Origin of the sequence: Haloferax sp. AS1, assembly GCF_014530665.1 — an archaeon.
Lineage (GTDB): Archaea > Halobacteriota > Halobacteria > Halobacteriales > Haloferacaceae > Haloferax > Haloferax volcanii.
Genome location: NZ_SPSA01000001.1, coordinates 2431193 through 2445325, shown reverse-complemented (window position 1 = coordinate 2445325; position 14133 = coordinate 2431193). Strand labels below are relative to the sequence as shown.

The 14133-nt window shown below is 66.7% G+C and carries 14 protein-coding genes, 1 tRNA gene and 1 CRISPR repeat array; of the genes, 6 read left to right on the top strand and 9 right to left on the bottom strand.

All coding sequences use genetic code 11. The annotated features are described in order from the left end of the window. The 4 genes from E4P24_RS12800 to E4P24_RS12785 all read right to left on the bottom strand — a co-directional run bounded on the left by E4P24_RS12800 (window position 1) and on the right by E4P24_RS12785 (window position 3298). On the bottom strand, window positions 1–798 hold the full coding sequence (locus tag E4P24_RS12800) for a helix-turn-helix domain-containing protein (RefSeq protein ID WP_115802890.1): 798 nt from the start codon (window positions 796–798) through the stop codon (window positions 1–3). A gap of 57 nt (window positions 799–855) precedes the next feature. Continuing rightward, the gene (locus tag E4P24_RS12795; RefSeq protein WP_115861850.1) at window positions 856–1875 is read right to left on the bottom strand and encodes a phytoene/squalene synthase family protein; all 1020 of its coding nucleotides are present in this window, start codon (window positions 1873–1875) and stop codon (window positions 856–858) included. Between the two features lie 168 nt (window positions 1876–2043). Beyond that, window positions 2044–2196: an HVO_2523 family zinc finger protein gene (locus E4P24_RS12790; protein ID WP_004042510.1), complete on the bottom strand. Its 153-nt coding sequence runs from the start codon at window positions 2194–2196 to the stop codon at window positions 2044–2046. Between the two features lie 631 nt (window positions 2197–2827). After that, complete coding sequence (locus tag E4P24_RS12785; RefSeq protein ID WP_004042506.1) at window positions 2828–3298, bottom strand: Lrp/AsnC family transcriptional regulator; 471 nt, start codon at window positions 3296–3298, stop codon at window positions 2828–2830. A gap of 164 nt (window positions 3299–3462) precedes the next feature. Between E4P24_RS12785 and E4P24_RS12780 the strand changes: the two genes are divergently transcribed. Next, on the top strand, window positions 3463–4512 hold the full coding sequence (locus E4P24_RS12780) for a CNNM domain-containing protein (protein WP_004062441.1): 1050 nt from the start codon (window positions 3463–3465) through the stop codon (window positions 4510–4512). Between the two features lie 214 nt (window positions 4513–4726). Continuing rightward, window positions 4727–6014: direct repeats of the CRISPR family, unit length 30 nt; unit sequence GTTTCAGACGAACCCTTGTGGGGTTGAAGC. A gap of 57 nt (window positions 6015–6071) precedes the next feature. Here the strand turns inward: E4P24_RS12780 and E4P24_RS12775 are convergent. After that, window positions 6072–6220: transfer RNA gene (locus E4P24_RS12775), tRNA-Met, on the bottom strand. A 128-nt stretch (window positions 6221–6348) separates the two neighbouring features. Between E4P24_RS12775 and E4P24_RS12770 the strand changes: the two genes are divergently transcribed. Continuing rightward, window positions 6349–7497, top strand: a complete 1149-nt coding sequence (locus E4P24_RS12770; protein WP_115802892.1) for a hypothetical protein — start codon at window positions 6349–6351, stop codon at window positions 7495–7497. A gap of 33 nt (window positions 7498–7530) precedes the next feature. On the opposite strand, the gene E4P24_RS12765 is transcribed toward E4P24_RS12770, so the two are convergent. Beyond that, window positions 7531–7902, bottom strand: coding sequence for a DUF5830 family protein (locus E4P24_RS12765; protein ID WP_188148554.1), 372 nt, complete (start codon window positions 7900–7902; stop codon window positions 7531–7533). 90 nt (window positions 7903–7992) lie between these two features. Here E4P24_RS12765 and E4P24_RS12760 point away from each other — a divergent pair, with 90 nt between their 5' ends. Then, window positions 7993–8625, top strand: coding sequence for a TVP38/TMEM64 family protein (locus tag E4P24_RS12760; RefSeq protein ID WP_115802893.1), 633 nt, complete (start codon window positions 7993–7995; stop codon window positions 8623–8625). Between the two features lie 59 nt (window positions 8626–8684). On the opposite strand, the gene gpmI is transcribed toward E4P24_RS12760, so the two are convergent. Beyond that, entirely contained in the window at window positions 8685–10265 is a 1581-nt protein-coding gene (gene gpmI, locus E4P24_RS12755) for a 2,3-bisphosphoglycerate-independent phosphoglycerate mutase (protein ID WP_115861852.1), read from the bottom strand. Window positions 10266–10399: 134 nt separating this feature from the next. Here gpmI and E4P24_RS12750 point away from each other — a divergent pair, with 134 nt between their 5' ends. Together E4P24_RS12750 and E4P24_RS12745 are read left to right on the top strand one after the other, a co-directional pair. Further along, on the top strand, window positions 10400–11101 hold the full coding sequence (locus E4P24_RS12750) for a DUF1405 domain-containing protein (protein ID WP_004042494.1): 702 nt from the start codon (window positions 10400–10402) through the stop codon (window positions 11099–11101). 65 nt (window positions 11102–11166) lie between these two features. After that, a complete protein-coding gene (locus E4P24_RS12745; RefSeq protein ID WP_004042493.1) occupies window positions 11167–11820 on the top strand; it encodes a metalloregulator ArsR/SmtB family transcription factor in 654 nt (217 codons plus the stop codon). Window positions 11821–11823: 3 nt separating this feature from the next. Here the strand turns inward: E4P24_RS12745 and E4P24_RS12740 are convergent, their stop codons facing one another. Then, window positions 11824–12321, bottom strand: a complete 498-nt coding sequence (locus E4P24_RS12740; protein ID WP_004042491.1) for a hypothetical protein — start codon at window positions 12319–12321, stop codon at window positions 11824–11826. Window positions 12322–12417: 96 nt separating this feature from the next. After that, window positions 12418–12627 carry a PLDc N-terminal domain-containing protein gene (locus E4P24_RS12735; RefSeq protein WP_004042489.1) on the bottom strand — a complete coding sequence of 70 codons (210 nt, stop codon included), beginning with the start codon at window positions 12625–12627 and terminating at the stop codon, window positions 12418–12420. A gap of 255 nt (window positions 12628–12882) precedes the next feature. On the opposite strand from E4P24_RS12735, the gene gatD reads away from it, so the two are divergent. Continuing rightward, window positions 12883–14130, top strand: a complete 1248-nt coding sequence (gatD, locus tag E4P24_RS12730) for a Glu-tRNA(Gln) amidotransferase subunit GatD (RefSeq protein WP_115802895.1) — start codon at window positions 12883–12885, stop codon at window positions 14128–14130. Window positions 14131–14133 lie beyond the last annotated feature (3 nt).

Genomic DNA, 14133 nt, shown 5'->3' with positions numbered 1-14133 from the left:
CTAACCCCCGCCGTCGGGTCGCGCGTTCGTCGAATTGGGGTCGGAGCTGGAATCGGAGTCGGGGTCGGAGCTGGAATCGGAGTCGGGGTCGGAATCGAACCCATCGAGGCCGGCGAGCGCGGAGACGGCGGCCCCGAGGAGTTTTCGCTCAGCGCGGCGGAGCGTCTTCGAGATGGCCACGTCGGAGACGCCGCAGCGGTCACCGAGAGAGGCGAGCGATTCGCTCCGCGGCGTCTCGTAGTAGCCGTGTTCGACCGCGGTTCGGAGCACTCGCGCCTCCGTGTCGGTGAGTCGGTCGCAGCCGTCGAGGAGCGTCGCGGCCTCGTGGAAGTGTCGGAAGACGTCGGTCGGAATCGAGTCGTCGAGCGGCGTCTGCTCGACGACGGCGAGTTCGTAGCGACGGTCGAGCGAGTCGAGGGTGGCGGCCGCGGCGTCGGCGTCGGCGAACCCGAGATGCCACCGCTCCCAGCCGTCTCTGTCGCGGAGCGGGCCGATGACCGCGCCGCCGTTGGCGAGGACCGTTTCGATGGCGACCGTCTCTTCGAGCACCACGTGGGCGGTCGCGTGCGAGCCGCGCTTCCGCTTGAGTTCGAAATAGCTGACGCCGTCGGCGTCTCTGAGCGCCCGGATGCCGGACTCCAACTGCGACCGCCCGGGCGACGAGGCTTCGACCCAGAGGTCACACCGACCCGTCTCGGGCGAGAGATTCCAGTACGGCGTGGTAAGCGTCACGTCGTGCGCGGCGGTCACCCGTCCCAGTGGACAGTCTAACCGGGTGTCGAGGGTGACGCGGTACATGGAGAGGACTCCGTCGGCCACCCAGTAAACCGTTTCACTCGCGGAGAAATTACGCCGTCAGTCCGAGCCCCAGCGGCTCAGCGACCGAAGCCACCCCGAGACGCGCCCGCTCCGCCGCGAGTGGTCGACCGGCGTCGAACCGGGGCCGAACTCCGCGTCGAGTTCGTCGTCGTCGGGGTACGGGACGACGCTGACGGCCTTGAACACGGCGACGGGGTCGCGCCAGACGGCCCAGTACGCCGCGGTCTTCGCGAGGAGCGTGAGCTTCCGGCCGAAGCCGAGTTCGGGCGTCGTCGTGAGGGTGTCGTAGTCGAGCTTTCGAATCGACCGGTGGTGGTCGGCGTACAGCACCGCCGACAGCAACACCGGGAACTGGCAGTCCGCCGGGAGGTACTCGATGCCGGCGACGCCGTCGCGGTACAGCGACTCCGTGCGGCGGAGTTCGTCGCGCATCACGTCGGCGACGCGCTCGTCGAAGTCGAGGTCGAGAATCTGTTCGGTGTCGACGCCGTGGCGGTCCAGCGTCGTCTGCGGGAGGTAGACCCGGTCGCGCTCGACCACGTCTTCGCCCACGTCGCGGAGGAAGTTCGACATCTGGAACGCCTGCCCGAGCGCCGTCGCGTGCGGGAGCGCCGCCTCGGGGTCGTCGGGCCGCATGACGGCGGTCATCATCCGGCCGACCGCCGAGGCCGACCCGTCCATGTACGTCTCTAACTCCGCGTACGTCTCGTAGCGGTCCTTCTCGATGTCCGACTCCATCGCGTCGATGAAGACGTTCACGTCGTCGGGGTCGATACCGTAGCGCGCTCTGAGTTCGGCAAACGCCGACAGGACGGGGTCGTCGGTCTCGACCACGCCGAGCGCCTCGGCGCGGAGGCGTTCGAGCCGGTCGCGCTGTTGTGCCGGCGGCGCGGTCTCCTCGGCGTCGACGACCTCGTCGGCGACGCGGAAAAACGCGTACAGGACGTACGTGGCGTGTCTGACGCGCTCCGGAAGGAGCCGCGTCGCGAAGTAAAACGTCTTTCCCGTCCGCTGTTGGATGTCTTTTCCCGCCTCGACCTGTGATTCGTTGAGCATCGTTTCGTGTGCGTGGGCGCGTCCGACTCGGGACCAACTGAACTGACCGGGGAGGACGGCCGTTTGTTAGGCCGCCGCCGACATAACGCTTCGTGCCGTCGTGAAATCAACCCGCGAATCCCCCGACTTCGCGGCGGTTCCATCTCAGGCGGCTTCTGTCAGTTTTCGTTACCAGAACGTGTCGCTGCAATCGTAGACGACCCCGTGTTCCGGGCAGACGTACTTGCAGTGGCGGTGGTCCATCGACGTGCCGCAGAAGGGGCAGGGTCTGCCCTTCGGGGATTCGATAGCGCACGCGTTCCGTCCGGCGTCGTCGTCCATACGAGGTTTCGTAGGACGCGACCGACATATCCCTTACTGCCGTCGGCAGCGTCACTCGGAGATTTCCCCGGGCTCGTTCGATTCCGTCCAGTTCGGTCCAGTTCGGTCCGGTCCGGTTCGGCTCGGGCCGACTCGGTCCACCCCGGTGCCGGCAGCCTCGGACAGCCGACGACACCGCTGCACTCGGCGCGGCGGAGGCCCCACCCGAAGTAGTCGCTCGGACGGCGACTCTCGACCGGCGGGCGCGTCGCTCACGGGTCACAAACGGGGGTAGAGAACGAACAACCGAGGCGTGGACGCCGTCGGAAGCGAACGACCGGGGGCGGTCGTCCGGTGAAACCACGTAGCGTACCACGCGGCGAGTGCGGGGACCTCGACCGCGCGATGCTGTTGCAGCTGCGTCTACCCGTTGTCGGAGCGCGTTGAACCGCTCTGGTGGTGATGGTGATGGTGGTGGTGGGGGGCATTCGGTCGGCGAGAGACCGACGCGAACGGGAGGGTCTCTGACAACGGCGATTACCAGTTCGTTATCACCTATCAAAGCTGTACCGGTGGTTCGGGAACCGCGTCACCGGAGACGAAACGAGGCGAACTCCCCCGTGAGACGGCGTGTCGCCGCTCGTGCAGTCGGTCACTCGTCGCCATCCCCGAACTTCGCGTACGGGCTCCGGTGGGTGTTCCGAATCAGGTCCTCGTCGGAGACGCGGAGGCCCAGTTCGTCTAACTCCTCGCCGATGCGGCTGAGGTCGTCGCCGTCGACGCCGATGGCCCGGACCATGACGTTCCGCTCGCCGGTCATCACCTCCTGTACTTCGACGACGCCCGGAACCGCGGCGGCGGCCTCGGCCAGTTCCTCGCGCTCCGGAATCGGTGCCGTACAGACGATAAGTGTGTACAGCTGGTAGCCCGCCCGCTCGTAGTCCACGTCGGCGTGATAGCCGCGGAGCACCCCGTCGGCTTCGAGCCGCTGGATGCGGTTCCGGACGGTGCTCGCCGAGGCGTCGAGCGAGTCTGCGATGTCGGTCGACGACGTGCGGCGCGCCTCCGCCTGCAACGTGTACAGTATCCGCCTGTCCAGCGCGTCGAGTTCTCGACTCGTCATTCACGTGGTCGTCTGTCGGCCGCGACATTAACCTTCCCGACAAGATTATCAGAACAGCAGTTTTCCTCAATTTATAACCGACTCCCGACAACTGGTTACATATATATTCGGACGACCGATGCTTTCTAACCGGTCGCGCTCGAACGGACGGGACACCGACACAGATGAACCCAACAGAGATCGGTATACGACTCGTCGCGGGGGTACTCCTCATCCTCGCGAACGGTTTCTTCGTGGCCATCGAGTTCGCGCTGACGCGCGCCCGACAGTTCACCGAGTCCGAGTTCGTCGACGGCGACTCTCGGCTCGAACGCGCCTGGGAGATGACCCAAGAGCTCGAACTGTATCTCACGACCTGTCAGGTCGGAATTACGGCGTCGAGCATCGCCGTCGGTATCGTCGCCGAGCCCGCCCTGGCGGCGCTGTTCGAGCCGCTGTTCGCCGGCACGACGCTCGCGACCATCGGGGCCGGCGCGCTCATCGCCTACCTGATTATCAACCTCCTGCACCTCACCCACGGCGAGCAGACGCCGACGTACCTCGGCGTCGAGCGCTCCCGGATGGTCTGTCGCTACGGCGCGACGCCGCTGCACTGGTTCTACGTCGCCATCTCGCCGCTCATCAAGTTCGGCGACTGGGTCGCCAAGTGGACGCTCAAGCTCTTCGGCATCGAGATGACGGGCGCGTGGCTCGAAACCGAGACCGACGTCATCGAGTCCCGCGGCCAACTCCGCGAGCGCCTGCACTCGCTGCTTCAGGAGGGCGAACTCCCCGAGGAGCGCCGCGACGAGGTGCTCAACGCGCTCGACGTGGACGAACTCTCCATCAGCGAAATCATGATTCCCAGTTCCGACATCGTCGCGCTCTCGACGACCGCGACGCCCGGCGAGAACTTCGAGCGGATTCGGAACACCCCGCACACCCGCTTCCCGCTCGTCGGTGAGTCGCTCACCGACTTCCGCGGCGTCGTCTACGCGCCCTCCATCATCGACAACTTCGAGGCGCTCCGCGCCGGCGAGCGCTCGTTCGACGAGATTGCCGCGCCGACGATGACGCTCGCCGCCGACACGAACGTCAGCGACGCGTTCGACCAGTTCCAAGCCGAGGACCAGGAACTCGCGCTCGTCCTGCGGGACGGCGAGGTCGTCGGCCTCCTCACCGCGACCGACGCCCTCGAAGCGGTCATGGGCGAACTCGACGACCCGCTCGACTAGCGCTCTCGACGCTCCCCCTCGAATTTTTTCGGCGTGCGGCCGCGCCCCGCGGACGAACCGACCGCGTGACGACTGCCCGAGTGGTTCTCGACACCGCCAGTGACGACCCGACGTTTTCGTCGACCCCCCGGGGGTTTCGGGTGAATTGAGGGTCGACGGAAACACTCTTTTGAATTCGGGTGATACACGTCATTGTACCCGTGAATTCGGGATGGTTTCAGACGAACCCTTGTGGGGTTGAAGCCTGACCCATGTCACCAGCACAAACACCCTACGAGCATCGTTTCAGACGAACCCTTGTGGGGTTGAAGCGACTGGCCGCCCGGTCAAAGCCAACGACCACCTCGTCGTTTCAGACGAACCCTTGTGGGGTTGAAGCGAGGACGTTGGTCGCGGGCGGCATCAGTCGTCACCCGTTTCAGACGAACCCTTGTGGGGTTGAAGCTTGCGCAGGTGCGTCGCCCCGGTCGCGGTCGCGTCGACGAACAGCGTTTCAGACGAACCCTTGTGGGGTTGAAGCGTTTGGGACCTCTTGCGGACTCGTGACGCGACTGGTTTCAGACGAACCCTTGTGGGGTTGAAGCACACAAAGTCCGAATCCACCGCTGGAGTGTGCGGGTGTTTCAGACGAACCCTTGTGGGGTTGAAGCTAAGAAGGTGTCGAGATCGTTCCAACCACCCCATGAGTTTCAGACGAACCCTTGTGGGGTTGAAGCATACCAAACTAAGATAGTAGCGGTAAGTAGACTGTTTCAGACGAACCCTTGTGGGGTTGAAGCACGCACGAGGTCGGAGTACGTGATGCGCTCGTAGGGTTTCAGACGAACCCTTGTGGGGTTGAAGCGCTGGAACTCGCGGCGGGACACGTCGGGGAACGTCAGTTTCAGACGAACCCTTGTGGGGTTGAAGCAGCTCGTCGACGGTCGGTCCGGTCGCCTCCGAGTGTTTCAGACGAACCCTTGTGGGGTTGAAGCGCATGGCTTGCGTGGTGTTTAGTCATCATCTGTCTGTGTTTCAGACGAACCCTTGTGGGGTTGAAGCTTCGAGCGCACCGGCTATCCCGTCCAGGTCGTTATCGTTTCAGACGAACCCTTGTGGGGTTGAAGCACCCTTTTGATGGGTGCGGGGGTATCCGTGTCCGGGCGTTTCAGACGAACCCTTGTGGGGTTGAAGCGAAATGTTGAGGTTGAGGCGGGCGAGACGGTCGAGTTTCAGACGAACCCTTGTGGGGTTGAAGCGAGCTTCCGCATCGAGTCCACCGCCGTTGGCGTCGGTTTCAGACGAACCCTTGTGGGGTTGAAGCTTGGAACTCGGCCGGGCAGTCCTCGACGCACTGCCGGGTTTCAGACGAACCCTTGTGGGGTTGAAGCTCGGCCGGGTGTTGGTTAAGACCGACGAGAATCACTTGTTTCAGACGAACCCTTGTGGGGTTGAAGCTCGAAGTCGATGACTGCCTTGACGAGTTGTTGCTGGTTTCAGACGAACCCGTATCGAAGTGAAGAATCAGGAGACGGCATTGCGATGCCCGTATTAGTCAATCACGTACTGAAATCGAAGAATGCCCGGGGTGGGCTCCGAACCCACGATCTCCGCATGTCCCAGGTGCGAGGCCGGCATGACCTCGCGGGGGGCGGAGGCTTCCAAGGCGTTCCGCACCGATTGTGAAACCCTATGAGTGCGGCGCTATGTCCAGCTAAGCCACCCGGGCTCAACTTCCCGTTGTGTGCTGGTTGTATTTAAGCTTCTCATCTCCGACGACCGCGGGACGGGTCACCACGGCACTCGATTCGAGTCATCACCCGCGGATTTATGTCCCAACACCGGGTGCACACACGCATGAGCCAACCGGAGATCGTCCAGTCCGTCCTCGGAGAGGAAGACGTGGTGACCCGCGTCCACCTCGGGGGCGAGGACGAACTGTTTGTAACTCCGACGCGGACGCTCGTCTATCGGGCCGAAGGCCTCCTCTCGGACGAGTCCGTCGACGAGTTCTCGCACGCTGCCGAGCAACTGTCCGTCAAGGAGGGGCGACGAAAAGCGAAGATATCGCTGGACTACGGTCTCGACGGAAGCGAGACGTTCTCGCTGTCCGCGAAGCGACTCGACGACGCGCTCCAGCCCATCGTCGAGGGCGTCCTCTCGGCCGCCGGCGTGACCGACGAAGACGGCGAGCGTCTGGTTCAGGCGTTCCGGTTCAGCGAACTCACGTTCGTTATCACCGACGCCCGCGTCGTCCGGCACATCGGGAGCGCGGTCTGGGACGAGGACTACGAGGCGTACCGCTTCGCTGACGTGACCGACCTCGAATTCGAGTCGGGAAGCGTCGCCACGACGGTCGTACTCACCGTCGACGGCCGCCAAGAGCGGTTCAAGATTCCCAACGAACAGGCGCGACTCGTTCGCGAGAAACTCGCGCGGGCGCTGTGTGACTACCACGGCGTCGGCAGCCTCGAAGAGTTCCGCGTCCAGATGGAACAGGCACAGGCGGCCGCCGAGGGCGCCGACACGGAGCGCGACAACACCGACTTCGGTGCGGGGCCGGACCCGCTGAGCGCGAACCCCGGCGAGCTATCCGACGAGCCGGCGAACGCCACTCGCTCCGAGGACGCCGCGCCCGCCGAGCCGACCCAGCAGGCCGCTCGGAACCAGTCCACCGGGTCCGCCGAGGCTGCCGCCGCGACCGGCGCGGTGGCGGAAGCGAAGGCGGCCGAGGCCGCGACGACCCAGTCGGCCGCCGAGTCGCCGGCCGCCGAGCAGTCGTCCGGCAACGTCGCCGGCGCCGACGACCTCGGATTCGAAGGGTCGGGCTTCGAATCGGCCGCCGAGTCCGAGGCGGGCGATACCGCCACCGCGGACGCTGACTACGCCGCTCTCGCTGCCGAAGTCGAGTCGCTCCGCGAGGTCGTCGAGGCCCAAAGCGAGCAGATTCGCCACCAGCAGGAGCTGGTCGAACAGCTCATCGAAGAACTCCGCCGCGGGCGGTAACGCGGTCGCGCGACCGGCGACGACCGCGGCGACCTACTCCCGCCCGAGTACTTTTCTCACACACGACGAGCCGAACGGCCCGAGTTCGCCGGAGTCGAACCGCACGAAGTGGCCCGTCGAGATGGACGCGCCGCAGCGGCGGCAGTCGAAGTCGCCCTCGCGTTGGACGACCTGACTCTCGAACCGAACGAACGTGCCGCCGCGGTTGTGACGGATGCGGCCGCCCTCGCGCTCGATGATGCCGCGAAGCTCCGCCGCGTCGAGGATGTCGCGGGTGAGCGTCGGGTCCGTGGTGACCGTCTCGATGCGGTCGACGACCTCGGCGAGGGAGAGTTCGTCGGCTTCGAGGTGCGCGAGGAGGTTGAGCGCGAGTTCGACGCGCTCGTCGCGTGTGGGCTCGGTCACGGTTCGGGAGCCAATCGAACGGGGGCGGGCTAAAGCCCTCCGAAGCACAAAGCGTTTGGTCGCGGCGCGACAACCGACTCCAGAGCTTCCGTGCCCCGTCCGCGTCTCGCCGCCGGCCTCGCGCTCGCGGCCGTCATCGCCGGTCTCCTGTTCGCGTCGCCAGACGCCGTCATCGCACACGCGACGTGGGTCGCCGCCGACCCCGTGCGACTCGTCGTCGTCGTGAGCGCGCTCGCGCTCGTGCGCCCGCTTCTCGCGTGGCCGACGACGCTCCTCGCGCTCGTCGTCGGCTACGGGCTCGGGCCGGTCGGCGTGCCGTTCGCGCTGGCACTTATCGTCCTCACGAGCGTCCCGCCGTTCCTCTTCGCGCGGCGCTACCGCGGGGCGACCAGATTTGCCGGCGTCGGCGAGCGAACCGTCGAACAGACGGGGTCGGTGAAGGGCGTGGCCGCGAGCCGTCTGCTGCCGGTTCCCTCCGACGTGGTGTCGGTGGCGGCGGGCGTCGCCAACGTCCGACTCGGCGCGTTCGCGCTCGGGACCGCCGCCGGGGAGCTTCCGTGGGCCGTCGCGGGCGTCGTCGCCGGCGCGTCCGTCGAGACGCTCACGACGGACTCGCTCGCTGCGGCCGTCCGCCCGGAGTTCGTCGTCCTCGCCGCTATCGCAGGCGTGTCGATGCTCGTCCCGACCGCGTACCGCCGCTACTGGGGCGAGTCCGGCGCGTAGGAAAACAGCGACGGAGAAAGAAAACGCGAGAATCGGTGCGCGAGCGGCGGCGTCTTATTCTAATCTAACAGCGACTCGCCGGTCATCGCGGACGGCTGGTCGACGCCGACGAGTTCGAGGATTGTCGGCGCGATGTCGCACAGCGAGCCGCCCTCGCGGACGGTCCGGCCGCCCGAAAGCGGGTGGTCGGGGTCGACTTCGTCCTGCTCGGCCTCGGCGTCGTTCTCCGCGGCCGCCTCGTCGTCGCGGTCGGCCGCGAGGTAGACGAACGGGACGGGGTTGAACGTGTGGGCCGTGTGCGGGTCGTCTTCGGTGCCCATGTCGTCGGCGTTGCCGTGGTCGGCGGTGATACAGACGTGGCCGCCGCGGGCGCGGACGCTTTCGACGAGCCGCCCGAGCTGTTCGTCGACGGCCTCGACGGCGTCGATGGCGGCCTCGTAGTCGCCGGTGTGGCCGACCATGTCGGGGTTGGCGTAGTTGAGCACCATCACGTTCGGGTCGTCGGACTCGATGATGTCGATGGCCGTGTCGGTGAGCTCCACCGCGGACATCTCGGGCTGGAGGTCGTAGGTCGGCACGTCGGGGCTCTCGACGATGTTCCGAATCTCGCCGTCGAACTCGACCTCGCGGCCGCCGTTGAGGAAGTAGGTGACGTGGGGGTACTTCTCGGACTCCGCCATCCGAAGCTGCGTCATGTCCGCCCCGGCGAGCACCTCCCCGAGCGTGTCCTCGGGCTGTTCCGGCGGGTAGGCCACGGACACGTCGAACGTCTTGTCGTACTGCGTCATCGTCGTCATGAGAAGCTCCGGCGGCGTCGTCTCGAACTCCCAGACGGGCTCGATGTCGCAGAGCATCCGCACGAGCTGTCGCGCGCGGTCGGCGCGGAAGTTGAAGAAGACGACCGAGTCGCCGTCTTCGAGCGCGGGCGCGTCGTCGACGACGGTCGGCTCGACGAACTCGTCGGTGTCGCCGCGGTCGTACGACTCGGTGACGGCGTCGACGGCCGTCTCGGCGGTCCACTCGGCCTCCCGCTCGACGATGGCGTCGTAGGCGCGCTTGGTGCGTTCCCAGTTCTGGTCGCGGTCCATCGCGTAGTAGCGCCCGGAGACGGTGGCGACCCCGCCGGTTCCCTGCTCGTCGGCGACGGCTTCGAGGTCGGAGAGGTATTCCTCGCCGCCGGTGGGGCTGGTGTCGCGGCCGTCGGTGAAGACGTGGGTGACGGCCTCGACGCCGCGGTCGGCGGCGAGTTCGATGAGCGCGTGGAGGTGCTGTTGGTCGGAGTGGACGCCGCCGTCGGAGACGAGGCCCATGAGGTGGACGCGCCCGTCGTGTTCGTCGGCGTGGTCGTAGGCGGCCGTGATGGCGTCGTTCTCGTAGAACGAGCCGTCGTCGATGCTGTCGCCGATGCGGGTGTACGCCTGCTTGACGACGCGGCCGGCCCCGATGTTGAGGTGGCCGACCTCGCTGTTGCCCATCTGGCCGTCCGGGAGACCGACGCGCCGGCCGTCGACGATGAGCGTCCCGAACGCGCCCGCGTCGCGGTAGCGGTCGAAGTTCGGCGTGTCCGCCGCCTTGATTGCGTCGCGGCGGTCGTGGTCGCCGAGTCCCCACCCGTCGAGGATGATGAGTGCTGCGTCCATACGTCGCCGTTCGGCGCGCCGGGCTAACTGTCCTTTGCTCCCGACATGGGGTGACAACGTGTCGCGTACGGAGCCATCGACCCCGGGGTGTCGCCCCGACGGTCTTTTCTTTCGGCGCGCCGTCCGACTCGGCGATGGGTCTGCGCGATTTCGACCTCGACGCGGCGGTCGACGACTGGACGGAGTACTACCTCGGAAACGGCCCGAGCCTCGTCGTCTTCCTCGTCCTCAACGCCGCCGCGTTCCTCGTCGGGGTGAGCTTCTACGTCCACTCCGACCCCGCGCTGTCGGACCTGCCGACGTTTCTCTACCCGCTTTTCGGTGACTCGCCGGCCGCCCTCGCGCTGATGACGCTGTCGGCCGCGACGCTGCTTCCGAACCTCGGTCGCCGCGTCGCCGACGCACCCGTCAACCGACCGCTCGCGTACCTCCACACGCTCGCGTTCGTCTGGCTCGTCAAATACGGCGTCTGGACGGTCGTCGCGCTCAACCTCCGCCCCGACCTCTACGTCGGCTTCTCCGGGGCCGCGCTGTGGGACTACTGGGGCATCATGCTCACTCACGCGGGCTTTCTCGCGCTCGCGCTCGTCGTGCCGCGGTACGGCGCGACCACGAAGGGCGCACTCGGGTTCGCCCTCACGCTCGCGCTCGTCAACGACGTGTTCGACTACGGCCTCGGCTACTACCCGCCGCTGAAGTACGAGGCGGGGGCGCTCCTCGCGGGCATCACCGTCGCCCTCTCGTTTCTCGCGGTGTTCCTCGCGTCGCGGGCGTTCGACCGCCTCCCGGACGCCACGGAGACCGCCCGTGAACGCCCCGCGAGTCACAATCGCTAATCGCACGACGGCGCGGAGTATCACATGAGTCAGGCTTTTCCCCACCGGCAGTCTATGACCTCGTAATGGACTCCGCGGTACTGCTCGACCTACTCGGGAACGAAAACCGCCGGCGCATCCTGCGGTTGCTCTCGCACAAACCGTGCTACGTCACCGAGATAAGCGAGTACCTCGGCGTCAGCCCCAAGGCCGTCATCGACCACCTCCGAAAGCTGGAGGACGCGGGGCTCATCGAGTCGCGCACCGACGACCAACGGCGCAAGTACTTCCACATCTCGCGGAACCTCCGCTTGGAGGTGAACGTCTCGCCGTACGGCTTCGGCGCGAAGAGCGCCTACCCGCCGAGTCCGAGCCTCGACATGGCCGGGCGCTGTCCGCACGTGACGCTCGAAGTTGAGAACGCCGGCACCGACGACGTCTCCGAGTTGGCGCGCGAACTCGGGAAACTGGAGGAGCTCGACAACGAACTCTCCTTGGCTCAGCGGTGGGTGCAGGGCCGCATCACCGACGTGCTCGACCGCCTCAACGACCGCCTCGGCGTCGACGCCGACAGCCGCTTTTACGCGGAGATTCTGGCCGCGCTCGCCAACGGGTCGAACACCGTCCGCGGCATCGCAAAGGAACTCAACGCGGACCCCGCGGTCGTCGACAGCGCGCTCCACCACCTCGCCGAAGGCGGCCTCGTCGCCCACAACGGCGACCGCTGGCGAATCGACTGACGCTTACAGCTCCTGGGTCAGCCCGTTTCTGAGGTCGCGGCCGAAGTAGTGACCGACCAGCCCCGCGAGCCCGCCGCTCGCCGCGCCGACGCCCGCGATAGCGACGCCGTAGTCCGCGAGCAGTTGGACCGCGAAGGGCGCGAACACGGCGAACAGCGTCGAGAGGACGAACGCGAGGCCCGCCGCGATTGCACCGGCGAGGACGACCTCCGTGTAGTATCGCTTCGAGCCGACGACGCCGAGGACGAAGCCGGCGGCGGCGATGCCGACGAACCGGCCGATGAAGCCGACGAGGGGAATCGCGCCGCCGACGAGCAGTCCGCCGATGGAGAGCAGGAGCGCCGCGAGGAACACGCGCGGGGAGAACAGCCCGCCGAGGCGACCGCCGCCGCCGGACGAGGCGGAACGCTCCGCCTGCGTCGCCTCGTCGCGCTCGCGGTTCACCCCGGAGAGCAGGTCGTCGACGGACTGCTCAGACTCCCGTTGGTCCGACCGTTGCATGCGTACAGGGTCGCGGGCGAGCCTGATGGCTCTTGTGCCGGTGAGTCGATCGCGGTGAGTGTTCCGGCGCGCGACGGTGCACCGGTCGTCTCGGTCCTACGCGTTGCGGCCGAGGATGAAGTACAACACGAGTCCCAGAAGGGGCGCGAGGAAGACGACGACGGCCCAGAGGAACGCCGGGTGACTGCTGTTTTGCCGCGCGTCGCTGTACGTCCACACTACCATCCCGAGGAACAGGAGGAAAAACAGCAGGCCGATTACGAGCGCGCCTGCACCGCCCGACTGGAGGAGTATCGTGGGGAGCATACGCTGGCCGACGGACGGTCGGGTAAAATGTCTTGTGTTCGTTATGTCGTGGGAGCTAACATCACCTCTGTCACGCTCGTGGGTCGGGTATGAATCTGTGATAATCGTGGCCAGCGATCGCACCGAACGGTGAGCATAGCGAACCGTTCGGCATTTTTGGTCCAGATTTTTGCTCCGAGCGGGTCGCTACGCGACCCCGAGGAGGAAAAAGGTGGAATGGTGGGTTTGAAGTCTGCCCCCGCGGTATCCCGCGATATGAACGCAGGGGACCGCGTCCGCGTCACCCGCGCGGACGTCACGAACGAAGGCGTGCTCATGCCGTCTTCCACCGAGGACCACCTCGTCGTCAAACTCGACGGCGGGTACAACGTCGGCATCGCCCGCGAGGGGGCCGACGTGGACGTGCTCGAAACCGACGTGTACGACATCGAAGACGCGCAGTCCGAGGGCGACGGCACCTCCGAAATCGAGTTCGACGACGACCTGCCGACGATCTCGCTCATCTCGACCGGCGGGACCATCGCCTCGACGGTCGACTACCGCACGGGCGCGGTGACCGCGCAGTTCGACGCCGAGGACGTGCTTCGGGCCGTCCCCGACCTCGCGGGGCGGGCGAACTACCGCGGCCGCGTCGTCGCCAACATCCTCTCGGAGAACATGACGACCGACGTGTGGGTCGACCTCGCCGAGGCCGTCGCCGAGGAAATCGAGGCCGGAGCCGACGGCGTCGTCGTCATGCACGGCACCGACACGATGCAGTTCTCCGCGTCGGCGATGTCGTTCATGCTCGACACGCCCGTTCCCATCGTCTTCACGGGCAGTCAGCGCTCGGCGGACCGCCCCTCCTCCGACAACGTGATGAACGCCGTCTGCGCCGTCGAGGCCGCGAAGGCCGACGCCGCCGAGGTGATGGTTTGTATGCACGCCTCGGAGTCAGACGACGTCTGCGCGCTCCACGAGGGGACGCGCGTCCGCAAGAACCACACCTCCCGGCGCGACGCGTTCGAGACCGTCGGCGCGAAGCCGCTCGGCGAGGTCGACTACGAGGCCGAGGAGGTCACGTTCCGCCGCGACTACACCCCCCGCGGCGAGGCCGACCTCGCGCTCCACGCCGACATCGAGTCCGAGGTGGAACTCGTGAAGTTCACGCCGGGGATGGACCCCGCGGCGCTCGACTACCTCGACGAGAAAGCCGGCGTCGTCATCGAAGGGACGGGCCTCGGCCACGTCCACACCGACCTCATCCCGCGGTTCGAGGAACTCGTCGAGGGCGGCACGGTCGTCGCCATGACCTCGCAGTGTCTCGAAGGCCGCGTCTGCGACCGCGTCTACGACACCGGGCGCGACCTGCTCGACGCCGGCGTCGTCGAGGCGGGCGACACGCTCCCCGGCACGGCGAAGGTGAAGCTCATGTGGGCGCTCGCCAACGTCGCGGACCCGACCGACGCGATGGGTCGGAACCTCGAAGGCGAACTGACCCAGCGCTCGGTCCCGTGGGAGTGAACT